This window comes from Kribbella hippodromi, assembly GCF_039531045.1.
GTDB classification, from domain to species: domain Bacteria; phylum Actinomycetota; class Actinomycetes; order Propionibacteriales; family Kribbellaceae; genus Kribbella; species Kribbella hippodromi.
The window spans coordinates 261,246-286,311 of sequence record NZ_BAAAPH010000009.1; the positions used below are offsets into that span (position 1 = coordinate 261,246).

Genomic DNA, 25,066 nt, shown 5'->3' on the forward strand with positions numbered 1-25,066 from the left:
ATGACCAGATCTGCTGGAGTTGTCCGTACCGCGGTCGTTCCCCGGGTGCTTTGGTCGCTCGGCGTCGCCTTCGTCGTGGGCTGGGCCGCGTTCAACGTCGCACTGCTCGGCTGGGTGGTCCTCGGGTCGTTCCGCGGCGGGTCCGCGGTGTTCACCAAGCCGTTCGCGCTGCCGGAAGTCTGGTCCTTCGGCAACTACGTCAACGCGTGGGTGACGTCGAAGCTGGGAGCCGGGTTCTTCAACTCGGTCCTGCTCGTCGGTCTGGGTTCGGTGTCCGTGGTCGGGCTCGCGGCACTCGCGGCGTACCCGCTCTCGCGGACCGGGATGCGCAGCGCCGGGCCGGTCACCACGCTGTTCGCGATGGGGCTCGGCATCCCGCTGCAGATCATCATCGTTCCGCTGTTCGTCTTCATGAACGCGATCAGCAACGCCGCGTACCAGACCTTCGGCTGGTGGGACAGCCGGATCAGCCTCTACATCTTGTACGTCGCGACGTCCTTGCCGTTCGCCGTCTTCCTGCTGACCGGCTTCTTCCGGTCGCTGCCGACCGAACTGGAAGAGGCGGCCGCGCTCGACGGCGCCGGGCCGTTCCGGACCTTTCGCCAGATCATGTGGCCGCTGGCCCGGCCCGGGCTCACCACCGCGATGCTGCTCACCGGCCTCGGTCTGTGGAACGAGACCCTGCTCGCCCTGGTCTTCATCACCGACGACAAACAGGGCACGTTGCCGCGGGCGCTGCTCGGGCTGTACAGCACGATGCAGTACACCTCGAACTGGGGCGGACTCTTCGCCGGCATCGTGATCGTGGTCGTGCCGACCATCGTCGTGTACGTCGTCCTCGGCCGGCGCATCGTCGAGGGCATGACCTTGGGCTCCGTCAAGTGATCAGCTCACCATCCGCTCCCCCAAACCACTGAGGAGTCATCGTGAACCGTGACCGCGAGCCGCTCCGGGCCACTGCGGCTGACTGGCAGCAGCCTGACTTGCTGCCGGCGATGAGCAACGAGATCGACCAGCACGACCGCTACCGGGTCACCAGCCGATGGATGCTGGTCGACGGTAAGCCCTCGATCCCCGTCGCGGCCGAGTTGCACTTCAGCCGCACTCCCCGAGAGCGCTGGAACGAGCGGCTTCGGCTGCTGCGCGCGGCCGGAGCCACCGAGGTGTCGACCTACATCTACTGGAACCACCACGAGGAGGAACGCGGGCAGCTGCGGTTCGACGGCAATCGCGATCTCGCCGCTTTCCTCCGGCTGGCCGACGAAATCGGCCTGGGCGTCATCCTGCGGGTCGGGCCGTGGTCTCACGGTGAGGCCCGCTACGGCGGATTCCCGGACTGGGTCCAGCATTCCGGCGCCACCCTGCGGACCGATGATCCGCGGTACCTGGACCTCGTCCAGGAGTGGTTCGGTGTCCTCGGAAAGGTCGCCGGACCGTACTGTGGCCCGCGCGGGGCGGTCGTCTCGATCCAGATCGAGAACGAGCTCGTCGACCGCCCGCACCACATCCACACCCTGAAGCGGATGTTGCGAGAGGCAGGGCTCTCGGCCCCGCTGTGGACCTCATCGGCCTGGGGCAGCGCGCAATTGCCCGGCCAGGAAGTCATTCCGGTGTACGGCGGTTACCCGGACGGTTTCTGGATGGAACACGATGCGCCGTGGGACGACAGTTTCCGCGCGCACTTCTTCTTCTCCAGCCACTGGGACGACACGATGCTGGGCGCGGACGTCCGGGCGCAGCAAGGTACGCATTCGGTGACCGACGGCGCGGCCCCGACCTCGTCGGTGTTCCCGATCGTGACCTGCGAACTCGGCGGCGGCATGGCCGGGTCCTATCACCGCCGGCCGTGGCCGTCCGCGCTCGACGTCGCGGCGATCTCCGGCAACGCGCTCGGCAGCGGTTCGGCCTGGCAGGGGTACTACATGTTTGCCGGCGGCACCAATCCGCCGGGATCGGAAGGCCTGCAGGAGAGCCATGCGACCGGCTATCCGAACGACCTGCCAAGATTCGACTACGACTTCCATGCGCCGATCGGAGCATCCGGACGCATCGCGCCGAGCCTGGGGCCGTTGCGGCGTCAGCACGCCGCCCTCGCCGCGTTCGGTTCGTCCCTGGCACAGATGCCGCCGTCGTTCCCAGAGCTCGTTCCGAGCGGAGTCGAGGACGCGACGACCTTGCGCTGGGCGCTCCGCAGTGACGGATCGAGCGGCTTCGTCTTCATCGGCTGGCACCAGCCCGACATCCCGCTCGACGACTATCGCGGGGCCCAGTTCGAGATCCGGCTCCGCGACGAAACCGTCAGCTTCCCGCCGGTGCCGGTGGACATTCCGGCCGGGACGGTGACCCGCTGGCCGGTACACCTGGAGGTCGGCGGTGTCCGCGTGCGGTGGGCCACGGCGTCGCCGCTGACCGTGCTCGACGGTCCGCGATCGACGCTGGTGCTGACGGCGGATCGCGGCATCGATCCTCAGCTGGCGTTGACGGACGAGGCTGTCCTCGGTGCCGCGGACGGCCAGGCACTGGACGACAACCGCGGCTTCGTCGTCGAGGTCGCGCGGGACGAGGCGAGCATCGACGTCCTGGTGCTGGCCGCGGAGTACGCCGATGACGCCTGGGTCAGCGACCGGCCCGACGAGCGTCAGCTGCTGCTGAGCAAGGCGCCGCTGTGGATCGAGGCGGACGGCAGGCTGCGCCTTCGGGCGAGCGAGCCGCCGGCGGTGCAGCGCTACGAGCCGGCGCTGCGGAGTTTCGTGTCCGTACCGGTCGAACTCATCGGTCCACCGCCGAGAATCGGTACGGTCGAGGCGCGGCTCGACCGTAAGCCGGACCTGACCTACCGGACGTACGGATTCCGCGACCGGCGGGCATCGGCCCCCCGTGACGAGGACTTCCTGGCCAACGCCGCCGAGTGGACTCTGCGGCTGCCCAGCTGGTTGGGCGAGTACGGCGATCTGGTGGAACTTCAGGTGGACTGGACGGGCGACGCGGCCCAGCTGTGGCTGGACGGCGCTCCGGTCGCGGACCGTTTCTGGGACGGCTCGTCGTGGAGCCTGGATCTGTCCGCCCTGGCGGTACGGGCCGATTCCGAACTGGTCTTGAGGGTACTGCCGTTGTTCCCGCAGGCACCGGTGTACCTCCCGGCGGTGGCCAGGTCCCGCAAGAATGACGCCACGGCCCCGCTGTGCTCGGTGGACGGCATCCGGTTGGTCGCCTCGACGGTGTGGGCGGAGCCGGCCCGATGATCGCGGATCGCGACAACCGGCGCCTTCCGGTCGCGGTCGGCTTGCGCGCTGCTGGCCGCATCGATCCGTTCGGTGTCCCGGATCCCTCACCCCGCCTCAGCTGGAAGTTCCGTGGCAGTCAGCGGCCTGGTTCGCTCCGGCTGCAGCTAGGGTCCGAGCCGAACGGACTCCCGGACCTGTACGACGGCGCCCTGCCGGCCGATGCGCACACGGCCGACTGGCCAGTGGAACCGCTGCGGTCCCGGCAGCGGGTGTGGTGGCGCGTCGTCGCGGCGATCGACGGCGGCACGCCGGTGCCGAGCGTGTGTGCGTCCGTCGAGGCCGCACTCTGGGACGCCTCGGAGTGGGACTCAGCCGCGATCACTCACGCCGCCTGGCTCGACCCGGCGCGGACCGGGCCGGCCTCGCTGCCGGAAGTCGAGACCGCGTTCACCGTCGCGGCGGAAATCGTCAGCGCGCGACTGTATCTGAGCGGCGCGGGGGTCGTCGTGCCGCTGATCAACGGCCGGCCGGCGATCGACGCCGAGCTCGAGCCTGGGTACTCCGCTCTGCACCGTTCGGTACCGGCGTCCGCCTGGGACGTCACCGGCCGCATCAGGACCGGACGCAACGAACTGCGGCTCAGCCTCGGTGGCGGTATCGCCTGGGTGCCTCGGCTCCCCGGCCGGTACACGAAGTTCACCGCCGGGCATGTGCCGTACGCGCGAGCGCGGCTCGACCTCGTCGATGCCGACGGCCGGCTCCAGTCGATCTGTTCCGGCAGCCACTGGCGGGCAAGGCTGGGGCCGACGCGGACGGCGCACTGGTTCGGCGGCGAGGATCACGACCCGCAAGCAGCCGGCGACTGGTCGCCCGCGGCCGAGGTCGCGACCGGGGACCAGCGGATCTTCTGGCGGTCCGCACCGCCGATTCGGGTGGTCGAGCTGGTCCGGCCGGCTTCGGTTACGCGGCACGCCGACGGCAGCCGGGTGATCGACTTCGGCGTGAACCTGGCCGGCCGGCCACGGCTCGACCTGCGGGCTGCCGTTCCCGGTGCACCGGTCACGCTCCGGCCGGGCGAGTTGCTCGGCTCCGACGGCTTGCCCCAGCAGGTGACGACCGGGGGCCCGATCTGGGACAGCACGGTGCCGGCGGCAACCACCGCGAGCTGGCACCCGGCCTTCGTCTATCACGGTGCACGGTACTGGCACGTCGAGGGCCTGTCGGAGCAGGAACCCGATTCAGCGGTCCGATTCGAGGTCCTGCGCACGGACAACCCGGCAGCCGGGAGTTTCGCCACCAGCGATCGCTTCCTCGATCGGCTGCACCGGATGATCGACCGTGCGGTGCAGGGCAACATGTACTCGGTCTTCACCGACTGCCCGCACCGCGAGAAGCTCGGCTGGCTCGAGCAGCTGTATCTGTGTTTCGGCCCGCTGGCGCGCAACTACGACGTCCAGGCGCACCTCGCCGACGCCGTCCGGCACATGATCGAGGCGCAGACCGGCGCCGGCCTGATCCCGAGTACCGCTCCTGAACTGATCGTCTTCGACTTCGACGTGCACAAGGGCGACTCGACTGCCTTCCGTGACGATCCGAACTGGGGCCGGGCGATCATCGAGGTTCCGTGGCAGCTCTACCGGCACTATGCGGACACGGCGGTACTGCGACGCGCCCTGCCGGCGATGGGGCGTTACCTGCACCACCTCGGGTCGCGAGCGACAGCCGACGGGTTGCTGGACTTCGGCCTCGGCGACTGGATCGAGCTCGACGACAGCACGCCACGCGATCTGGTCGCCACTCATGGCTGGGCGACCTCCCTGCGTACGGCGGCACGCGCGGCGGCCGTTCTCGGCGAGACAGCACTGGCCACGGACTGGCACCGTCGTGCCGACGAGACCTGGGCGCGGTTCAGCTCGGCGTTCCGGGACGGTCGCGGGCAATGGGGTACCGGAAGCCAGGCCTGCTGGGCACTCACCTGGACTGCCGAGGGAATCGACGATGCCGAGCGCGAGAGCATCGCCCAAGGCCTGCTGGCTGCCGTCGACCGCGCGGGCGGGGCTGTCACCGTCGGCGAGATCGCCCTGCCGGCCCTCATCCGCGCGCTGACGGACAGCGGGAACGCGGCGCTTCTGGACGCGATGATCCGCCGGACCGATGCGCCGGGCTACGGCGGGCAAGTCGAATCCGGCGCCACCGCGCTGACCGAGATGTGGGCGGGTCCGGCCGCGGGCCACCTGCCCGGCTCGCAGAACCACTTCATGCTCGGCGTGATCGACGACTGGATCCTCGGCGATGTCGCCGGGCTCCGGCAGGCACCGGACTCGGCCGGCTGGGCGGAGATCGTCGTCCGGCCGCTGCTGCTGGACACCGTGAACGATGCCGCGGTCACCTTCGACTCGCCCCGCGGAACGATTCGGGCCGCTTGGTCCCGCGGCAGTTCGGGCACCGTCGAGCTCGAGGTGTCGGCGCCACCGACCGTGCGAGTCCGGATCGAGACCGATCCCGCGGTCAAGGTGGTCCGGTACCAAGCCTGAGAGCGCTTCGGGCCCGCCCAGCCCGCCAGACCACTCGGCCGAATGGTCTGGTGGGGACGCCCTTTGACGCGGCAGGGATCATTGACGGGTGGTCGTAGTGGTCAGGGATGCTGGGTAGTGGCACCCGTCCGCCCCGGGGCGCCCGCTGTGTGGGTCGTCGACGAGAGGAGCAGGCGTGGCGGTGGAACTGGGACGGTTCGGGGTCTGGCACGGACCGCAGCACTTCGGTCCGGAGCTGGCGGCGGGGCTGGAGCAGGCGGGGTACGGCGCGCTGTGGCTGGGCGCATCGCCGGACACCGGCCTGCGCGACGCCGAGGTGTTGCTGGCCGCAACGAACTCGATTGCCGTCGGCACCAGCATCGTGAACATCTGGAAGTCGCCGGCGGCCGAAGTGGCGGCGTCGTACCACCGGCTCGAGGACGAGCACCCGGGCCGGTTCCTGCTCGGCGTCGGGATCGGGCACCGGGAGCGCAACGACGACTACCGGTCGCCGTACGAGACGATCGTGCGGTACCTGGACGACCTCGATGACGCGAAGGTACCGGAGGACCGCCGGGCACTGGCCGCGCTCGGGCCGAAGGTCATGCACCTGGCCGGGTCGCGGACGGCCGGCGCGCTGCCGTACCTGACCGTTCCCGAGCACACCAAGGAGGCTCGCCGGATTCTCGGCGGCGGGGTGCTGCTGGCGCCGGAGCAGATGGTGGTGCTGGAGACCGATCCGGAGATCGCCCGGGCGACGGCGCGGGACCGGCTGGCGTCGTACCTGCAGCTGAGCAACTACACCAGGAACTTCGAGCGGTTCGGGTTCGGTCCTGACGACCTCGCCAACGGCGGTAGCGACCGGCTGGTCGACGCGCTGGTACTGCATGGTTCCGCGGTCGACGTCGCGGACGGTCTACGTGCGCACCTGGAGGCCGGCGCGGACCACGTCGCGATCCAGCAACTGGGCAAGGAGGGGATGGACCTACTGCCCGGGTACGAGGCTTTGGCAACTGTGCTCGGTTAGCTGGGGTGTCCGACCGGTAGCAGCAGGACAGGGGCTCCTGGCAACGTTTGCCAAGGGCCCCAGCCACTGCTGGGCGCTAGCTGGACACGTTCGCGCAGCACGCCGTCTGGTGAAACGGCGAAGACGTGCTGGCGACCGCTAGCGTCCACGATGACAGTCGGACTTGCCGCAACCGGCTGTGAGTCGAACACCTCGCTGTTGCTCCATGCACCGCTGGTTGGAGTGGTCTGCCAGCGGTGGGTGATCTGTGCACCGCCAGGCGGGATGCAGAACATCTCCAACCGCCCGTCCGCGTTCACCGCAGTACGTGCGGACGCATCCGCCCACGAGTCGGCCTGCTGCCAACCAGCCCAGCCACCACTGGGTACTGCCTGGACTCGCCTGTGTACGCCTGTACTCACCGGTGCGAGTGCGAACACGTTGAGCAGCCCGCGCCCGTCGCGGTTGACCGTACTGAGTGCGGCCGCCGGACCGCCGAAGCCAGTGTCCCAGGAGCTCCATCCACCGTTCGGTACGTTCTGCCAGCGGTGCGCAACGTACGCCCCGCCCGGACCGAGTGCGAAGACCTCCATCCGGCCGTCGGCGTTGACGCCTACTACCGGCGGCGCTCCGGCCGCTCCACCGAAGCTCTCCCAGTCACTCCAGCTCGACGAGCCGCCACCGTTCTGCCAGCGGTGCGTGATGTACGCGCCGGCTGGTCCGAGTGCGAACACCTCCAGGCGGCCATCAGCGTTGCGTGACAAGGCCGGTGCTGCACCGGCTGCGCCACCGAACACCTCCCAGTCACCCCAGGTACCGTCAGCTCGCTGGACACGATGGAGCAGGCCCTGGTCCTTGGCGACTGTGAACAGTTCCAACCGCCCGTCGGTGTTGCGGCCGACTGTTGGCACCGTACTCACTTCATCGCTGAACAACTCCCAGTCGCCAGGTAGTACGCGTCTGACGATCCGGTGGTTGTTGTCGAGCGCAAACAGTTCTATGGCGCCCTGTGGATTCACTCCGGCAGCAGGGTTGTCCGGGCTGTGCCAGACCGGCGGCGTACTGCGCCACTGCAGGTCCGCGAGGTAGATGCCGTGCTGGAACGACCCTGCACCGGTGACGCGATCACCAACAACCTCTATGGCATGTGCGGGTACGTGACCGGCGTAGCCGGCGAGCTGGAAGTTGAACGGGTCGGTGCTGCGGAACACATCCGTACCGACGTACCCGAAGCGCGGCCCGATGAACAGGTAGTAGGTGCCGTCGCGCTGCACCACCACCGGGGACTCGGTGACTGATGCGTTGGAGTCAGTACTCGGGTCCGTGAAGACAGTGCGCGGTGCACTCCAGTGGATCAGGTCCGTGCTGGTACGTGCTGCGACGATGTGGTTCGACTGCCAGTTGGCCAGCTCGCAGTAGTACATGACCCACTGGTTGCCGATGCGCGTGACGAACGGGTCACGGGCGACCAGGCCGCGGAACACCGGGCCCTGTGGAATCCGCGTCCAGTTGAACAGGTCCGTGGACGTCGCCAAGTTGATCGCACAGCCGCTACCGCCGGCTGCGTAGAACATGTAGTACGTACCGGCGTTCTCGATGACATGCGGTGCCCAGAGGTGCTCTTCGTTGAAGTAGTTCGGGTCGACACTCAGCGCGTACGGCTGGGTGGTCCACGGGCCGTCCAGCGCCGGAGCGGTCGCATGCGCGAAGTGGATCTCCGCGTTGCCACCAGGGAAGCTACCGGGCGGTGCGGAGTTGCCGATGATCCCGTACAGGTGCCAGGTGCCGTCGCGGCCCTGGATCACGCAATGGTCGTTCAGGTACTCGTACGGCGGGCCGCCCGGCGTCGGATCGTACACATGCTTGAACGGGCCCGCGCCGACCCACGTGAGCGCTGCCGTGCTCGCAGCCGCACTCAGCGTCGGTACGCCGGTCAGTACTCCGGCCGCGACTCCCAGTCCACCCAGCACCACGGTCCGCCGCCTCGGCTCCATCGTCCACCTCACGGGCTCTACCTGCGGGAAATCGATTCCTCGCAGCGTGACCGCTCCCCCACCAGCCCGTCAACGGCTGAAACGACACCCGAAACGTCCGTGCCGCTTGTCCAGCTGCCACGTACTGGGCAGAGTGCGGTCATGACCGATCTGCCTTCCGAGTACCACCGCCGGCTCCCGTACGGCGAGCGAGTCTCCGCCGAACCACTTCTCGGTGGACCGTTCTTTCCCTTCGAAGGTGAACTGCAGGTGGTACCGCTGGCCGAGCCGGTGCTTCCCGAACCGCCCCGCGACGGCGAGGGCGGTGCGGGTTGCGGGATCTGCGACAGCCCGTACGGGAACGCGATCTGGTCCGACGAGCAGTGGATCTTGCGGGCGCGCAGCGAGACGAGCGGGGGTGCCGATGGTCGCGATGCTCGTCTCGCGGGAGCACTACCGCTTGGACAATCTCCCGCCGGACCTGACCGCGACGCTCGGGGTGATCATCCAGCGAGTCGCGAAGGCGATCCAGGGCCTCGACAGCGTCGCCCGGACCCACTTCAACCGCTGGGGTGACGGCAGCGAGCACTTCCACGTCCACTTCCTCGCCCGCCCCCTCGGCATGATGCAACTCCGCGGCGCGATGATCGCCGCCTGGAACGAGATCCTGCCGCCGATCCCAAGCTCCGAACACACCACCAACGCCCGCCAGGTGGCAACCACCCTCGCCCAGGAGGGCGGCACCGCCCACCTCAGCTGACGGCGAAGGCAGCGCCGCACCGCGTCGGCGGGTGGCGTGGGGCGACCGCAGGTGGTTCGAGCGGCGCCGGCGTTCATGCACCCGCTGCGGGTGCATCAGCGGCCGAAGCCGGTCCAGCGGTGTTTGTTGTTGTCTCGCGGCTTGGCGTCGGCGGTTGCTGCCGGCTGGCTCGACTGCTGCGCGGACCTTGCTGTGAACGCCAGCCGCACGGTCTGGGCCGACTCGTCGATCGGTTTCATCAGCTCGGCGACGCGCGCGTGGGCCGTACCGGGGGCGAGCTCCGGCTCCCGGGACAGCTGCTCGAATCCGGTGCGAAGCTCGGCCGACAGCCGTCCCCGCAGCTCGGACAGTGCTTCCCGCGTCTCCGGCGTGTAGCCGTCCCGAAGCTGGGCCGCGAGCTTGCCATCGACGACGGTTTCGAACACCTCGTCCCGCGGCGCTTCAAGCAGCTCGCGGACGGCAAGGTCCGGCCATTCACCTCGCGCTTCCCCGTAGCTGCTCGCGAGCGCCAGCGCCGCGTCCCGAGCGACCGGCCCAGGCGCACCGTCCCGGACGGCCGGAAGGTCGGGTACATCCAGCAGCTCGGGGCCGAGTTCGGGTTTCAGCCGGAGGCAGATCCGGTCACCGTTGGCGGCCCAGTACGCCTCCCGCAGCCCGTCGTTCACGAACTGGTCGGCGGCACGATCGACCTCGTCGAGCCGAAGCCGGGCCGGCCCATCCGTCTCGCCCTCCGGCAGCTTCTCGATCCGCTTGTTCAGCGCGGTCAAGGTGATCGCGTGAGCCGCCCGCCGGAGCTCCGCGGCCTGCTGCGGCGGCTCGAACGCCTGCCCGACCCACTCGGGGAAGACCATCGAAGCGTCCGGCCGTACCGCACCCTGCGGCGGGGCCTCCGAGTCGAACGACACCTCCGCGAAGTTCCTGAGTACGGGCAGCTCGCCCCAGTCAATGACCCGCAGTACGAGCTTCTCGATGTCCCGCTGCGCCTCAGCCGACGGCTGCCATTCGCTCACGACCCGATCTCCTCTGCCTCGTCACCGACCGTGAAAGGACGATAGCGAGCCCGCGGGGCAGCTGGTCCGCATGGCAGGTAACGATGAGATAGACCTAGGTCAGGTCCTTGGCCGGCCAGGGGGCGTCGGCGGGGCGGAGGGTGTCGAAGCCCGGACCGTTCAGCGCGGTCCACGCGGCCAGCGAACCCATCACCAGGATCGGGTTCTGCAGGTGCCCGGCGAGCACTGCCCCGACCACGTCGATCAGCGGAGCCCAGACCGTCTCCATCTCCGCTTCCTCGTGTACCCGCTCGAACGCCTCATCAGCAGGCGACAGGTCCCGAGCCAGGAAGATCCGCACCGCTTCGTTGGTCAGCCCCGGCGAAGTGAACGCGTCTACCAGAACCCGCCAGTCAGCAGCCTTGGTAGCCGTCTCCTCCCACAGCTCCCGCTCCGCGCCCAGCCGGTACTGCTCGCCCTGCACATCAAGCAGCCCAGCCGGCGCCTCCAGCAGCTTGTAGCCGACCGGATGCCGGTACTGGCGTACGAGCAGCATGCGATTGTCCTGGTCGAGTGCAACCACTCCGACAGCACCGGGATGCACAACCACATCCCGTACGAACGAATCCCCACCCGGCGGCTCGATCGTGTCGCGCCGTACCGAGATCACCCGGCCGGTCTCATGCACCACCTGCGACGCGGAGACCGGCCAGTGCTCGGGCTGATCCGCCAGCCCGGCACCGAACCGCAGCTCAGGATGGTCGCTCATCGAGCCTTGACCGCCTCAGCCTTGGCAGCAGGCTTCTCCGCGGCTTTCTCAGTAGTTGCGGGCTTCTTGGCCGGCTTCGGGTCCTCGACCGGCAGCCGGGACTCGCGCTGCCGGTCGAGCGCGGCAGCGACCAGGCCGGAGAATAGCGGGTGCGGCTTGGTCGGCCGGGATCGCAGCTCCGGGTGCGCCTGGGTGGCGACGAAGTACGGGTGTACGGACCGGTCCAGCTCGATGAACTCGACCAGCTCGTTGTCCGGCGACAGCCCGCTGAACACCAGCCCGGCGGTCTCCAGCTTGTCCCGGTACGCGTTGTTGACCTCGTAGCGGTGCCGGTGCCGCTCCTGCACCGACGGCGCACCGTACAGCTCGCGGACGATCGATCCGTCGGCCAGGTTGGCCGGGTACAGGCCGAGCCGCATCGTGCCGCCCAGGTCACCCGCGCCGTCGACGATGTGCTTCTGCTCCTCCATCGTCGCGATCACGGGCTGCTCGGCGTCCGGGTCGAACTCGGTGGAACCCGCCTGGTCCAGCCCGGCCAGGTCCCGCGCCACCTCGATCACCATGCACTGCAGGCCAAGACACAGTCCCAGGATCGGTACGCCCTGCTCGCGCGCGTACCGGATGGCGCCGATCTTGCCCTCGATCCCCCGCACCCCGAACCCACCCGGGATGCAGATCGCGTCCACGTCACCCAGCAGCCGGGCTGCCGCCTCGGGCGTGGCGCACTCGTCGGAGGCGATCCAGCGCAGGTTCACCCGGGCGTCGTTGTCGAACCCGCCCGCGCGCAGCGCCTCGGCGACCGAGAGGTACGCGTCCGGCAGGTCGATGTACTTGCCGACCAGCGCGACCGTGACCTCGTCCTTCGGGTGGTGTACGACCCGCAGCAGCTCGTCCCAGCGGGTCCAGTCCACATCGCGGAACTGCAGGTTCAGCCGGCGCACGACGTACGCGTCCAGGCCCTCGGCGTGCACCACCTTCGGGATGTCGTAGATCGACGGCGCATCCACGGCGGCCACCACGGCCTCGACGTCGACGTCGCACATCAGCGAGATCTTCCGCTTCACGCTGTCCGGGATCGGCCGGTCGGCGCGGCAGACGATCGCGTCCGGCTGGATACCGATCGAGCGCAGCGCGGCCACCGAGTGCTGGGTCGGCTTGGTCTTCAGCTCACCGCTCGGCGCCATGTACGGCACCAGCGAGATGTGCAGGAAGAACACGTTGTCCCGGCCGACATCGTGCCGGACCTGCCGGGCCGCCTCCAGGAACGGCAGCGACTCGATGTCACCGACCGTGCCGCCGATCTCGTGCAGCACGACGTCGACATCGGCGCCCGCCATCGCGAGCATCCGTTCCTTGATCTCGTTGGTGATGTGCGGGATCACCTGGACGGTGTCGCCCAGGTACTCACCGCGCCGCTCCTTGGCGATCACGCTCGAGTACACCTGGCCGGTGGTGACGTTCGCGACCTGGGAGAGATCGCGGTCCAGGAAGCGCTCGTAGTGGCCGATGTCCAGGTCGGTCTCGGCGCCGTCGTTGGTGACGAACACCTCGCCGTGCTGGAACGGGTTCATGGTGCCTGGATCGACGTTCAGATACGGATCCAGTTTCTGCATGGTGACCCGGATGCCCCGCGCCGTCAGCAGACTGCCGAGGCTGGACGCCGTCAGCCCCTTGCCGAGACTGGAGGCCACGCCACCGGTGACGAATACGTGCTTGGTCTGCTGGGAATTCGTAGCCCTGTCCACGGGCCTCCAGCCTACCTCTTGTCAAGCACCGGTCGCGACGAGACCCGCGTAGATGTCGAGCAGATTCTTCGCCACCGCGTCCTCGTCCATCCATCTGGCGGCCAGCTCCCGGCCACGTGTCCGCATAGCGTTCGCTGTCTCCGGCTCGGCCAGCACCGCCCGGACGCCGTCCGCGAGCCCGTCCGAGTCACCGGGAAAGGCCAGCACAGCGCTGTCGTCGACCAGCTCGGGGACGCCGCCGACCGCGGTCGCCACCACCGGTACGCCGACCTGCATCGCCTCTTGCACGACCAGCGCCCGCGCCTCCCAATGTGATGTGAGCAGGAACACATCGGCCGCCCCGAGCAGCTCAGCCACATCGCTGCGGTGACCGAGCAGCCGGACCGGCAACTGCTCCGCGTCGATCCGCGCCTGCAGGTTGTCCCGCAACGGACCGTCACCGACCACCAGGAACACTGCGTTCGGGGTTGACTCGTGTACGCGCGCGGCGACCGACAGCAACGTCGGATAGTCCTTCTGCGGGGCCAGCCGGCCAACGGTGAGTACGACAGGCTGATTGCCCAGCCCGAGCTCGTGGCGTACGTCAGCACGCGCCGCGCGCGCCCGTGACATCGCCGGAGCCGCTACGGGGGCCAGCTGCGCGTTCCGGGCGCCAAGGCTCTTCGCCAGCTCCACCAGATCGCTGGAAGCGCCCAGTGTCAGGTCGGCGCCCTTGGCAACCAGCCGCTGCCCCATCCGCATCACGAGACCCCGCGGACCCGGTGCGATCACTGCGTTGTGCCAACTGACCACCAAGGGGCGCAGCCGCGACCGGTCCCGCAGCGCGGTCATGCCCGCGCGGTAACCGTGCGCGTGGATGATGTCGGACCCTCGCAGCCCAGCGGCCTGTGTGACCACAGTCGCCGGCGCAAAGTCGAAGTGCTCTGCCGTTCCCGGCGGAGCACTCACGACCACCTCATGCCCGGCACTGACGAACCGGGGCACGAGCGAGGCGACATGCTGCCCGATCCCGCCCCGCGACTCCGCGAGCAGCAGCCCGATCCTCATTGCGTCTCCCGTCGTAGTAGGGCACGGGTGTCGTTCCGGTCCAGGGCCATGGCGACACCGGCGTACACGACGACGGTGACCAGGCCGGAGAGGACCGCGAACACGAGTGCCTTGCCCACACCGCCGTTTCCGGCCGGTAGGGCGACCGCCCAGCCCGCGGCTCCGGCTAGTACGGCGCCGGCCAACCCGGCAAGCGTCGCACGACCGGACCCCGCGAGTACACCAGGTCCTGCTTCCCTTCGCAGTACGCCGAGTAGGACTACCGCACCGAGGACCATGCCAACCGACATGGCAGCTGCTAGTGCCGGTACGGCATCCCAGTACGACGTCAGCACCACACCAGCCAGTGCTACTACTACCCAGGCTGCTGATGTCACTACAGCCACCTCACGACCACAGTGCCGCGCGTACAGGACTCGGCCGACATGCATGAGTACGGCGAACCCGATAGCTGCTGGTGCGAAGGCGATTAGTCCATTGCCCAGTGAGGTGGCTTTGGCTTCCTGTACGGCGCCATGGTCGTACGCGAAGATCCTCGCGACCGGTACGGCCGTACCGACCAGCAGGGCTGCTCCAGCACCACCAGCCAGCAGTACGGCGCGGGTGGAGGTGGCGGCGTAGTAGTCGAACCGCTCCCCTGACTCGAACGCCGACGCCAGCCGCGGGAACACCGCTGTGGTGATCGGAACTGCAAGCACGGCGTACGGAAGGAGGTAGACCGCGTTCGCCCACGTGTAGATGGCGATGCTGCCGGCGACGCCGCGGTGGTTCGCCAAGTACGTGGTGACGATGAAGGTGAGTTGCTGCGCTACTAGTACTGCCAGGCCGGCTAGTGCGAGCCGTCGGAGTACTGGGCCGACTCCTGGGTCCAAGCGCAGGGTGGGTTTGATCGGCAGGCGCAGGAAGAGCATCGGTACCAGGACTGTGAGTGCTAGGGCGAGTACACCGGCCGTAGTACCCCAGGCGAGCAGGTCGGTGGCACCACGGTTCGCGGTGTCGGCGTTGGAGGCTACTGCTGCGAAGACCAGGTACGTACCGACGACGACGAGGCTGGAGATCAGCGGGGCTAGTGCACCGGCCGCGAAACGCTTGTGGGACTGGAGAACGGCCGTAGCAATCACTGCGACGGCGTAGCCGAACACCTGCGGTACGAAGATCACCAGCATCCGTGTAGCGGTCGCGGCCGACCCGGCGCACTCCGCACCCGGGTCCAGCATCGTGTCGGTGTACTGCCCGGCCAGCACCCACGCCAGTACGGCAACCGGTGCCAACAGAACGAACGACCAAGACAGCAACGCCCCGACGATCCGCCCTTGCGCCGCCCGATCGCCCCGCGACACCGGACCGGCCAGCACCGGAATCACAGCACCAGCCAGCGCCCCACCGGCAACAACTTCGAACAGGATGTTCGGCAGCTGGTTCGCCGTCGTGTACGCCTCCGCCAGACAACCGGCACCCACAGTCTTCGAAAACACCAGCCACCGGCCGAAACCCACAACCCGCGCAAAGACGGTAACTACCGCGACAAGCAGCGCCGCCCGGGCGAGCCGACCGCCCCTAGAGGGCATGTGGAGTTCCTGCGCCGTAGCGAGCAGGTGCTCGGCGGAGTGCCTCGGCGTGCTGGAGCGGAGGGGTCGATGTGGTTTCATCGTTCCCTTCGCTCCAGCGCGGCGAGGTGCCCGTCGAGTGCCGCGCAGTAGGCGCAGGAACTCCACATGCCCTCTTTGTCACTTCGGTCGTCGGCCCCACTGGTCGATCTTGTCCAGGGCCGGAGTTTCGGCGATCACCTTGGTGAAGCTGACTTTTTCGCTGGCCAGGTTCAGGGCTACAACAGCGGCCAGGGCGAGGGTTTTCAGCGGGCGCGGCAGCGATGCGGCCAGCGCGGTGCCGGTGATGGCGCCGAGACCGTTCGCGCCACAGTCGCCGAGCATCGCGCGTTCGCCCAAGTCGGCGGGCGCGGACGCGGCGGCGGCACCGACGACAGCACCGGCAGGCCCGCTGACGACCGCGAGCGGAGCGTTCAGCGCGGTGACGGCCTTCAGCGCGCGACCCGGGCGCAGGTCCAGCAGGTTGGTCAGGTTCGCAGTGCCGGCGATCAGAACGCCATCGGCGACGACTCCGGCAACCGCCTTCACTCCACGCGACTTGCGCGGCAACATCGCCGCCGCGGCCAGGCCGGCCGCGCCGACCCCGAGGATCTTCACCGCACCGCTGGTCACCTCACCACGCTTCAGCGCACTGAGATGGCCGCGGAATCCCTTCGCCTGGGTGGTTCCGCGCAGGTCGTCGTACGCGCCGACCGCACCGGAGACCGCACCGGCGACCAGCGCTGCCGCCTTCACCTTGCCGTTGCCCCGGGAGGCGGCGACCCCGGCGAGCGCGCCGAGGACCGCGACCGGCCCTTCCAGCAGCGTCACCGTTTCACCGCGGTGGTTGGTCCGCTCGAACGGCTCCCGGTTCTCCTTCGGGAGCTGTTCCGCGGCCCGTTCCAGGCCCGCGGTCGCGGCCGCCGAAAGGGCGGCGCTGAGAATTCCCACGTCAGTTGTCCTTCGTCTGTACGGCTGCCGGCGCGACGCCGTTCTTCGCGTTGATCGCGCCGTACTGCCCCGCCTTGCCGGTGACCTGTTCGGCCAGCGCGAAGACAACTGTCATCTGGCCGGCGGGAAGATCGGCCACGTCCACCGAAGAAACGATCTTGGTGGCGTCGGAGTCACTCCGCAAGGCCTTGAGCAGTCCGCCGTCACCCGCGCTGGCCGGCGTACCCGCCACCACGACCCCGCCACTGCCCAGGTCCAGGCCCTTGATGAAGTCGACCGCGTCGGTGTACGAGGACGTGTCCGGCGCCGGCGACGGCGGGTCGGCCGCGATCACCACGATCAGGCTGGACCGGTCCTTCACCGGCGACGGCTTCAGCGACAGCAGCTTCGCGCCGGTCAACCCGCTGATCACCTTGGTGGAGTCCGCGTCCGCGCTCTTGCCCTCTTCCTTGGCCGCGACGCCGCGGGCCAGCAACAGCCCGGCCCGCTGGTACGTCGTGCTGTTCGCCGGGAAGTTCAGATCCGGGGAGACCAGCTGCTGGACCAGAGACTCGACCAGCTGCCGCTGCCCCGTGTCGAACAGCTTCGAGTCCAGCGACACCTTGGTGGAGACCGTGCCGCCGGCCTTCTCCAGCTCGTTCTGGACCGAGTCGCTCAGGTCGCTGTCCGCGCTGGGCATGGTGACGAGGGTGATCTTCTTGTTGTTCAGCTTGCCGTCGGTCAGCCCGGCCGTCACCTTGGCGACGTAGTCGTCGCGGTACTTGTCCAGCGCCTTCACCTGGACCAGCTCGGCCCGCGCGTCGGCGAGCTGCTGCCGGTCCTTGTCGGCCTGGGCCGCGACCAGTTCGCTGCCGGTGCCCTTCAGCGGGCCGGCGCCGAGCACCACACCGGCGCCCAGGGCGAAGAAGATCGCCACGATCGAGACGATGTGATAGCGAAAGTCGATCACGTGAAGAGCTCCCGGATCCAGTAGACGAAGTCGCTCCAGCGCGCCCGCAGGATCGACCACAGCACGTCGTCGGCGCCAATGGCGATCATCGCCATCCCGACCGCGAACAGGCCGGCCACGATCAGCGCGACAACCTGGAACGTCGAGACCCGGCTGCGGTACAGCCGGCCGACGCCCTTGGCGTCCACCAGCTTGGCACCGACCCGCAACCGGGTGATGAAGGTGCTCGCCATCCCGGAGCGTCCCTTGTCCAGGAACTCCACCAGCGAGTTGTGAGTGCCGACCGCGACGATCAGCGAGGCACCCTTGGAGTCGGCCAGCAGCATCGCCACGTCCTCGCTGGTGCCGGTGGCCGGGAACTCGATCGACTCGACGCCCAGCCGCTCCAGCCGCTCCGAACCGGGCGCGCGGCCGTCGCGGTACGCATGCACGACCACCTCGGCGCCACTCTTCAGCGTCTCGTCCTTGACCGAGTCCATGTCGCCGACGATCAGGTCCGGTACGTAGCCGTTCTCGACCAGGGCGTCCGCGCCGCCGTCGACACCGATCAGCACCGGCCGGTACTCGCGGATGTACGGCTTCAGGGCGACCAGGTCGTCGCGATAGTCGTACCCGCGAACCACGATCAGAACGTGCTTGGCCTCCATCGGCGTGTGGATCTCGGGTACGCCGACGCCGTCCAGCAGCAGGTCCTTCTCCCGCCGCAGGTACTCCAGGGTGTTCGCGGTGAACGCCTCGAGCTGCGTGGACAGCCCCGAGCGGGCGTCGTCCATCAGCTCGGCGACCGACTGGCTGTCCTGGTCCATGCCCTTCGCGACCACTTCCTGGCCGCGATACAGGGTGCCTTCGTCCAGGCGGACCCGCTCGCCCTCGTGCAGGATCGAGAAGACTTCGCGGCCGACGCCGTCGACCAGCGGAATCCCGGCCTCGACCAGGATCTCGGGACCGAGGTTGGGGTAGCGGCCGCTGATCGAGTCGGCGACGTTCACCACCCCGGCGACCTTGCAGTCGACCAGCGCCTCGGCGCTGACCCGGTCGAGATCGACGTGGTCGATGACCGCGATCTCGCCCGGTTTGAGGCGTTTGGTGAGATTCTTGGTACGCCGATCCAGCCGGACCACGCCGGTGACACCGGGCAGTTCAGTGGGTCGTGCTCTCCGCAGGCTGGGCAGTTTCATCGCACCCTCATCCTGCCATGTCAAGAGCGCCTTCCTGGCTCATTTACCCGCCCAGGCCCGCCTTCACGCACCGAATCAACGGTGACTGTGCGTCAATTCATCCTTTCGGACGACAACCTGCAGGCGCGAACCCGTCGACCACTAGGGTCGTTTCTCACGTCACCGACGACTTGGAGCAGTCCGATGACCGATACTCCGCCGCCGATGTCCCAAGACGAGATCCGCGCCATGCGGGCCGCATTAACCGGTTTGGCCGACCCGAAAACAGCAGCCGCCGGACCACCGAGGCCCGAGCAAACTACCGAGACATCACCCGAAGAGATCGCCCAGCGATATGTCGAAAGCGTCGACCTGATGAGCGATCAAGAGGCCGCCGCCGCGGCTCGGGACCTGAACCTGCCTGAAGCGGAGTCGGGGAAGGCCGCCCTGATCGCGAGCTTCCCCGGGGGCATCGAGGCCAAAATCGCGTTGACGGAGAAGAAGATCGCAAGCTCCGAGGGCTCCGAGCGGCCTGCCGGCAACTCGGAGCGACCCGTTACCGGGAGCAGGGTCGACTCCGGCAAATCCGGCGGGATCAAGCGCGGCTGACGTCAGCGTTTCTTGCGCTTCGGTTTGAGGTGGCGTTCGGCCGCGAGCGCGAGCAGTTCCTCGGCGTGTGCCTGCGCGGCGTCGGAGTTCTCCAGGCCGGCCATCATCCGGGACAGTTCCTTCAGCCGGGCGTCGTCGTCCAGGGCGACCAGGCCGCTGGTGGTGACCGATCCGTCGTCACTCTTCAGCACCACCGCATGACGGTCCGCGAACGCGGCCACCTGCGGCAGGTGCGTCACCACGATCACCTGCGCCTTCTGCGCCAGCTTGGCCAGCCGCTTCCCGACCTCGACCGCCGCCCGGCCACCGATCCCGGCGTCGATCTCGTCGAACACCAACGTGGGCACGGGATGCGTGTCGGACAGGATCACCTCGAGCGCGAGCATCACCCGGGACAACTCACCGCCGGACGCCGCCTTCTGCAACGGACGGGCCGGGCTGCCCGGGTTCGCCGCGAAGCAGAACTCGACCTCGTCGATCCCGAACGGGCCGGCCGCGGTCTCGTGCACCTCGACCGACAGCGTCGCGTGCGGCATCGCCAAACCGGTGAGTTCCGCCGACACCGCGACACCGAGTCGCTCGGCCGCCTCGATCCGCGCGTCCCGCATCTTCCGGCCGAGCTCCGTCAGCGTCACGTCCAGCTCGGCCAGCTCGGCGGTGAGCTGCTCGACCCGCTCGTCACTGCCGTCCAGCTCGGCAAGCCGCGCCGCCGATCGCTTCGCCCATTCCAGTACCTCGTCGACAGTGCCCTGCGCGTCGCCGTACTTGCGGATCAGCGTGTTCAGCAACGCGCGCCGTTCACTCACCACCGCCAGCCGGGCCGGATCGGTGTCCACATCGGTCGCGTACGCGGACAGTTCGCCGGCGAGATCGGCTGCCAGGTAGCCGAGTTCGCCGGCCCGGTCGGCCAGCTCGGCGATCTTCGGGTCGTGTTCGCGTTCCCCGTCCAGGACCTGCTTGGCCAGGGCGAGCAGTCCGAGTACGTCGCCCGGCCTGGTCGCGTCGAGATCCTCCGAAGCAAGGGCCCCCGCGGCGTTGGTGGCCGCCGTACGCAGACCGTCCGCGTACGCGAGGCGCGCTTCCTCGGAGGCAAGGTCGGTGTCCTCGCCGGACAGTGGCTCCGCCTTCGCGACCTCGTCCAGACCGAAGCGCAGCAGATCCGCCTCGGCCAGCCGTTCGCGCTCGCGGGTGGTCAGCTCGGTCAGCTCGGCTTCGACGGCGCGATGCCGTTTGTACGCGGCCGCGTACTCCTGCAGCGGAACGAGAACCGCCTTACCGGCAAAGGTATCGAGCGTCTCGCGCTGCCGGGCCGGCTGCAGCAGCCGCCATTGATCCGCCTGCCCGTGGATCGCGACCAGGTCGCCGGACACCTCGCCGAGCACCGACACCGGCACCGACGCGCCGCCCAGGAACGCCCGCGACCGGCCCTCCGACGACAGCTCGCGCGCGATCAGCAGTTCGTCGTCGTCCAGCTCGCCGCCACGATCCTCGGCCTGCTGCACGATCGATCGCGGCACGGCGCTGGCCCGGCCTTCGACCCGCGCCCGCCGCGTCCCGTGCCGCACCAGACCACTGTCCGCGCGGCCGCCGAGCAGCATGTTCACGCCCGTCACGACCATCGTCTTACCGGCACCGGTCTCCCCGGTGACGGCGGTGAAGCCCGGGTCGAGGTCCAGTGTCGCGTCCTCGATCACGCCCAGCCCGGTGATGCGGATCTCCGAGAGCATGGTCAGTTTCCGTTTCCGTTGCCGTTGCGTTTGCGCTCGGCGGCGCCGCGCCAGCCGAGAACGGGAAGGTCGAACTTCGCCACCAGGCGATCCGTGAACGGCTTCTCGTGCGCCCGGGCCAGCCGGACCGGCGTGGCGCCGCGGCGGACCTCGATCTCGGCACCGGGCGGCACCTCGACCATCCGCCGGCCGTCACACCAGAGCACACCGCGGCCGTGCCAGGACGGCACCAGCTCGATCGACAGCCGCGACGTCGGCGCCACCACGATCGGCCGGGAGAACAACGCGTGCGCGCTCAGCGGCACCAGCAAGATCGCCTCGACCTCCGGCCAGACGATCGGCCCACCGGCGGAGAACGCGTACGCGGTGCTTCCGGTCGGCGTCGCGACCACCACCCCGTCGCAGCCCCAGCGGGACAGCGGCCGGTCGTCCACCTCGACCAGCACCTCGAGCATCTTCTCCCGGGCCGCCTTCTCGACACTCGCCTCGTTCAGCGCCCAGGTCTCGAAGATCGGTTCGCCGTTCAGCCGTACCTCCACGGCCAGCGTCATCCGCTCCTCGACCGTGTAACTGCGATCCACCACCACCTGGACGATCCGCTCCAGGTCGTCCACCTCGGCCTCGGCCAGGAAGCCGACGTGGCCGAGGTTCACCCCGAGCACCGGCGTCCCGTGCGGGCGGGCCAGCTCGGCGCCGCGCAGGATCGAACCGTCGCCGCCGAGCACCATGATCAGCTCGACGTCGTTCGCCGCCTTCTCCGGGTCGTCGACGATCTCGACCGGGTCCAGCTTGAGCTCCTCGGCCTCACCACCGAGCAGCCGGACCTGCATCCCGGCACCGGTGAGCAGCCGGTGCGCGTCCCGCGCCACCTCGACGGCCTGCTCCCGGCCGGTGTGCGTGACCAGCAGCACGCGCCGCGGCTCGTGCTCAACCACGCTGCCTCCCGGTCCTTGACGTCCACACTCGATCGCAGGTCACTGCGGTCCAGCCTCGATCGCAGGTCATTGCGGTCCAGTCTCGATCGCAGTCTGCAGCATCGTCTCATCGAGGGCGGGTGCTTCCCGGCGTATCCACAGGAAGTATTCGACATTTCCGGACGGACCGGGCAGCGGGCTGGCCGCGACCCCGGCGATTCCCCAGCCCAGCTCGGTCGCTTTGGCGGCCACGCCGCGAACCGCATCCGCCCGCAACTCCGGTTCCCGTACGACCCCGCCCTTGCCGAGCCGCTCCTTGCCCACCTCGAACTGCGGTTTCACCATCAGCATCAAATCGCCGTCCGGTTTCACGACCCCGATCAGCGCCGGCAGTACGAGTTTGAGGCTGATGAAACTCAGATCGCTGACGACCAGATCGACCGGTTCGGCACCGATGTCGTCGAGCGTGAGCGTACGGACGTTCGTACGGTCCATCACTGTTACGCGTTGATCGGTCTGCAACGCCCAGACCAGTTGCCCGTACCCGACATCGACCGCGATCACGTGCGCGGCGTCGTTGCGGAGCAGTACGTCCGTGAACCCGCCGGTGGACGCGCCGGCGTCGAGCGTACGGCGGCCCTTCACCTGCACGCCCGGGAACGCTTCGAGCGCACCGATCAGCTTGTGCGCGCCACGGCTCGCGTACCCCGGGTCCGCGTGCTCGGACGTGTCCACGACGATCGGAGCGTCCGCGCCGACACCGGTCGCGGGCTTCCCCGCCACGGTTCCGGACACCTTCACCTTGCCCGCCGCGATCAGCTCGCTCGCATGTTCACGCGAGCGCGCCAGTCCACGCCGTACCAGCTCGGCATCGAGCCGCGATCGCTTGACTCCCTTGGCCACCAGTGCGTGCTCTCGTACTTCCGTCAGCCCCGGTCGCCCGGCTCGGAATCCGCCTCGACCAAAGCACTCTGAAGCCGCTCATGCAGATCGGCGTACACCTCTGCATGCTCCCCCACAGCCCGCTCCCGAAGCCCCTCCAGCCGAGCCATAGTCTCCTCAACCAACGGATGCCCACCCTCCCCCTGCTCCACATCACCCTGCTCATACTGCCCATGCCGCGACTCGCCGTGCTCGTCGTGCTCGTCGTGCTGCGGCTCCTCGTGCTGCTCGTGCAGGTCGTGCTGCGGCTGCTCGTGCTGCTCGTGCACGTCGTGCTGGTCGTGCCGGCGCAGCTCGTCGTCCTGCTGACGCTGCTGGTCGTCGTGCAGGCGCTGGTCGTGCTGCTCCGCCTCCGGAGCACCGAACTCCCCCTGCACGTCCGCCAACTCGCCCTCGTGCTGCGCCACCGCCGCACCACCTTCGTGCTGCGCCTCCGCCGAGCCTTCGTGCTGTGCCTCCGCCGCACCTGTCTCGAAGGAGTGCTCGTGCTCCTCGCCGGGGGCTCGCGCGAACTCCGGGCCGAACTCCACCTCAGCCGGGTCCAACCGCTCCCCGGCCTCAGCCTGCCCGTGCCCCTCGGCCTGGCCGTGACTGTCGGACTGGGCGTGACCCTCGGACTGGCTTTGGCTGCCTGGTTCGGTGTCGTAGTCGGGGTCGGCGGGCGCCTCCTCCGACCGGTACGGGTCGAACCCAGGCTCCACGTCCGGATCGACCTCCGACGGGAACTGCTCGCCAGGATGCTCGCTCACGTCAGACCCTCTTCGCCGTCTTCTGCGCGGCAACCTTCTTCGCGGCCGCCTTCTTGGCCGGCGCCTTCACCGCCTTCTTCGCAGCCGCCTTCTTCACCGGAGCGGCCGCCTTCTTACCAGCCGTCTTCTTGGCCGCAGCCTTCTTCGCGGTCGCCTTCTCCGGCCGGCCCGGCTGCGCGGGCGCCTCGTGCGGGGCCTCCGCCGCGTCGTCGACCACGGTCGCGTCCAGCACCTCATGCTCCACCGGCATCCCAGCCGCTGCGGGCACAGGTACCTGCACCTCGGCGAGCTCGGTCTCCAGCGTCTTCACCCGCCGGGTCAGCGCCGCGACCTCCTCGGCCCGGACGAACCCGAGCCGCGCCACCGCACCCTCGACCTCGTTCGACACGATCGCCTGCAGCAGCTGACGGTTGCTCTTGCTGGTGGCAACGATCTCGTCGGCCAGGTCGGTCACCCTGGTGGTCAGCGTGTCCGCCCCGGTCTGCTGCAGCAACGCTTTCGCAGCCGTCTGGGCCTTCTGCTTGGTGACCTCGGTCAACCCATTCGCCAGTTGTACGTAGCCGCGCAGTGCGTCCATCACCATGACTGCCTCCTCGCTCGTCCCCAGCAACGGTATCGCCTATCCCCCCGAACACCACCCACCCCGCACCCACACCACACCCACACCACCCGCACCCACACTCACACCCGCACTCAACCTGCACTCACACTCACACCTGCACTCGCCGCACCCGCACTCGCCGCACCCGCCCGCCAACCTGCACCCGCACACCACCCACCCCGCCTGGCCCGCTCCACCCTGCACCCCACCTGCCCCCACGCCCCGCCCCGACCCGCCTGCGAACCCTCCACTCGCGGGGGTCATCCCCTGAGGTGGAGGGTTGCCCCCTCAAATTCTCAGGGGCTAACCCTCCACCTGAGGGGGCAAGCTCGGGTAACTCGGGGCCAAGCTCGGGTCAGTCGCCGACGACGATGCCCAGGCCCGCACGGACCCGCCCGGCTGGCCGGCCGGCTGCGAACCCTCCATCTGCGGGGATAGCCCCGGAGGTGGAGGGTTGCCCCCTGAGATTTTGAGGGGCCAACCCTCCAGCTGAGGGGGCAAGCTCGGGTAACTCGGGGAGCAAGCTCGGGCTACTTGAGGGGGCAAGCTCGGGTCAGGTGCCGATGCCGGTCGTGCGCGGTCCCGCCCCGTCCCGGCCGGTTCCCCCCGTCCCGGCCGGTTAGCTGCGAACCCTCCGCCTGCGGGGATAACCCCTGAGGTGGAGGGTTGCCCCCTCAAATTCTCAGGGGGCAACCCTCCACCTCAGGGGGCAACCCTTCATTTCGGGCGGCACGCTTCGGCGGGCGAGGGCGACAGCGGGGCGGGCACGGGGGCCGGGCACGGGGGCCGGGCACGGGGGCCGGGCACGGGGGCCGGGCACGGGGGCCGGGCACGGGGGCCGGGCACGCGGGCCGG

General features: G+C 69.0%; 20 protein-coding genes. 6 read left to right on the forward strand and 14 right to left on the reverse strand.

Translation table 11 applies throughout. The annotated features are described in order from the left end of the window. From ABD260_RS16685 to ABD260_RS16700, 4 genes are all read left to right on the forward strand, one after another. On the forward strand, positions 1-885 hold the full coding sequence (locus ABD260_RS16685; protein WP_344234458.1) for a carbohydrate ABC transporter permease: 885 nt from the start codon (positions 1-3) through the stop codon (positions 883-885). A 41-nt stretch (positions 886-926) separates the two neighbouring features. Beyond that, the gene (locus ABD260_RS16690) at positions 927-3,242 is read left to right on the forward strand and encodes a beta-galactosidase (RefSeq protein WP_344234459.1); all 2,316 of its coding nucleotides are present in this window, start codon (positions 927-929) and stop codon (positions 3,240-3,242) included. Continuing rightward, positions 3,239-5,758, forward strand: coding sequence for a family 78 glycoside hydrolase catalytic domain (locus ABD260_RS16695; protein WP_344234460.1), 2,520 nt, complete (start codon positions 3,239-3,241; stop codon positions 5,756-5,758). Before ABD260_RS16690 ends, ABD260_RS16695 begins: the two co-directional genes overlap by 4 nt. Before the next feature lie 175 nt (positions 5,759-5,933). Continuing rightward, positions 5,934-6,764 (forward strand): LLM class F420-dependent oxidoreductase, encoded by an 831-nt coding sequence (locus ABD260_RS16700; RefSeq protein WP_344234461.1) that lies wholly within the window; start codon positions 5,934-5,936, stop codon positions 6,762-6,764. On the opposite strand, the gene ABD260_RS16705 is transcribed toward ABD260_RS16700, so the two are convergent. Further along, positions 6,761-8,737: a DUF8189 domain-containing protein gene (locus tag ABD260_RS16705; RefSeq protein ID WP_344234463.1), complete on the reverse strand. Its 1,977-nt coding sequence runs from the start codon at positions 8,735-8,737 to the stop codon at positions 6,761-6,763. The genes ABD260_RS16700 and ABD260_RS16705 overlap by 4 nt on opposite strands. 397 nt (positions 8,738-9,134) lie before the next feature. Here ABD260_RS16705 and ABD260_RS16710 point away from each other — a divergent pair, with 397 nt between their 5' ends. Beyond that, positions 9,135-9,476 carry an HIT family protein gene (locus tag ABD260_RS16710; RefSeq protein WP_344234464.1) on the forward strand — a complete coding sequence of 114 codons (342 nt, stop codon included), beginning with the start codon at positions 9,135-9,137 and terminating at the stop codon, positions 9,474-9,476. Positions 9,477-9,571: 95 nt separating this feature from the next. Here ABD260_RS16710 and ABD260_RS16715 read toward each other — a convergent pair whose 3' ends face one another. From ABD260_RS16715 to steA, 8 genes are all read right to left on the reverse strand, one after another. After that, positions 9,572-10,486 (reverse strand): hypothetical protein, encoded by a 915-nt coding sequence (locus ABD260_RS16715; RefSeq protein WP_344234465.1) that lies wholly within the window; start codon positions 10,484-10,486, stop codon positions 9,572-9,574. A gap of 94 nt (positions 10,487-10,580) precedes the next feature. Next, on the reverse strand, positions 10,581-11,234 hold the full coding sequence (locus ABD260_RS16720; protein WP_344234466.1) for an NUDIX domain-containing protein: 654 nt from the start codon (positions 11,232-11,234) through the stop codon (positions 10,581-10,583). Further along, positions 11,231-12,979, reverse strand: a complete 1,749-nt coding sequence (pyrG, locus tag ABD260_RS16725; RefSeq protein WP_344234467.1) for a CTP synthase — start codon at positions 12,977-12,979, stop codon at positions 11,231-11,233. Before pyrG ends, ABD260_RS16720 begins: the two co-directional genes overlap by 4 nt. A 21-nt stretch (positions 12,980-13,000) precedes the next feature. Next, positions 13,001-14,026, reverse strand: a complete 1,026-nt coding sequence (locus ABD260_RS16730; protein WP_344234469.1) for a glycosyltransferase family 4 protein — start codon at positions 14,024-14,026, stop codon at positions 13,001-13,003. Further along, the gene (gene murJ, locus ABD260_RS16735; protein WP_344234470.1) at positions 14,023-15,501 is read right to left on the reverse strand and encodes a murein biosynthesis integral membrane protein MurJ; all 1,479 of its coding nucleotides are present in this window, start codon (positions 15,499-15,501) and stop codon (positions 14,023-14,025) included. Before murJ ends, ABD260_RS16730 begins: the two co-directional genes overlap by 4 nt. 252 nt (positions 15,502-15,753) lie before the next feature. Continuing rightward, positions 15,754-16,563: a hypothetical protein gene (locus tag ABD260_RS16740; protein WP_344234471.1), complete on the reverse strand. Its 810-nt coding sequence runs from the start codon at positions 16,561-16,563 to the stop codon at positions 15,754-15,756. Position 16,564: 1 nt separating this feature from the next. Next, positions 16,565-17,512: a copper transporter gene (locus tag ABD260_RS16745; RefSeq protein ID WP_344234472.1), complete on the reverse strand. Its 948-nt coding sequence runs from the start codon at positions 17,510-17,512 to the stop codon at positions 16,565-16,567. Continuing rightward, on the reverse strand, positions 17,509-18,690 hold the full coding sequence (gene steA / locus ABD260_RS16750) for a putative cytokinetic ring protein SteA (protein WP_344234473.1): 1,182 nt from the start codon (positions 18,688-18,690) through the stop codon (positions 17,509-17,511). The genes ABD260_RS16745 and steA overlap by 4 nt, the downstream gene beginning before the upstream one ends. Positions 18,691-18,873: 183 nt before the next feature. Between steA and ABD260_RS16755 the strand changes: the two genes are divergently transcribed. Continuing rightward, positions 18,874-19,278 carry a hypothetical protein gene (locus tag ABD260_RS16755; RefSeq protein WP_344234474.1) on the forward strand — a complete coding sequence of 135 codons (405 nt, stop codon included), beginning with the start codon at positions 18,874-18,876 and terminating at the stop codon, positions 19,276-19,278. 2 nt (positions 19,279-19,280) lie between these two features. Here the strand turns inward: ABD260_RS16755 and recN are convergent, their stop codons facing one another. The 5 genes from recN to ABD260_RS16780 all read right to left on the reverse strand — a co-directional run bounded on the left by recN (position 19,281) and on the right by ABD260_RS16780 (position 24,193). Then, on the reverse strand, positions 19,281-21,005 hold the full coding sequence (recN, locus tag ABD260_RS16760) for a DNA repair protein RecN (protein ID WP_344234475.1): 1,725 nt from the start codon (positions 21,003-21,005) through the stop codon (positions 19,281-19,283). A 2-nt stretch (positions 21,006-21,007) separates the two neighbouring features. Continuing rightward, a complete protein-coding gene (locus ABD260_RS16765; RefSeq protein WP_344234476.1) occupies positions 21,008-21,940 on the reverse strand; it encodes an NAD kinase in 933 nt (310 codons plus the stop codon). Positions 21,941-22,006: 66 nt separating this feature from the next. Next, positions 22,007-22,825, reverse strand: coding sequence for a TlyA family RNA methyltransferase (locus ABD260_RS16770; RefSeq protein WP_344234488.1), 819 nt, complete (start codon positions 22,823-22,825; stop codon positions 22,007-22,009). Between the two features lie 20 nt (positions 22,826-22,845). Next, a complete protein-coding gene (locus ABD260_RS16775) occupies positions 22,846-23,610 on the reverse strand; it encodes a hypothetical protein (protein WP_344234477.1) in 765 nt (254 codons plus the stop codon). Position 23,611: 1 nt separating this feature from the next. Next, positions 23,612-24,193 (reverse strand): polyhydroxyalkanoate synthesis protein PhaF, encoded by a 582-nt coding sequence (locus tag ABD260_RS16780; RefSeq protein ID WP_344234478.1) that lies wholly within the window; start codon positions 24,191-24,193, stop codon positions 23,612-23,614. Between the last annotated feature and the right edge of the window lie 873 nt (positions 24,194-25,066).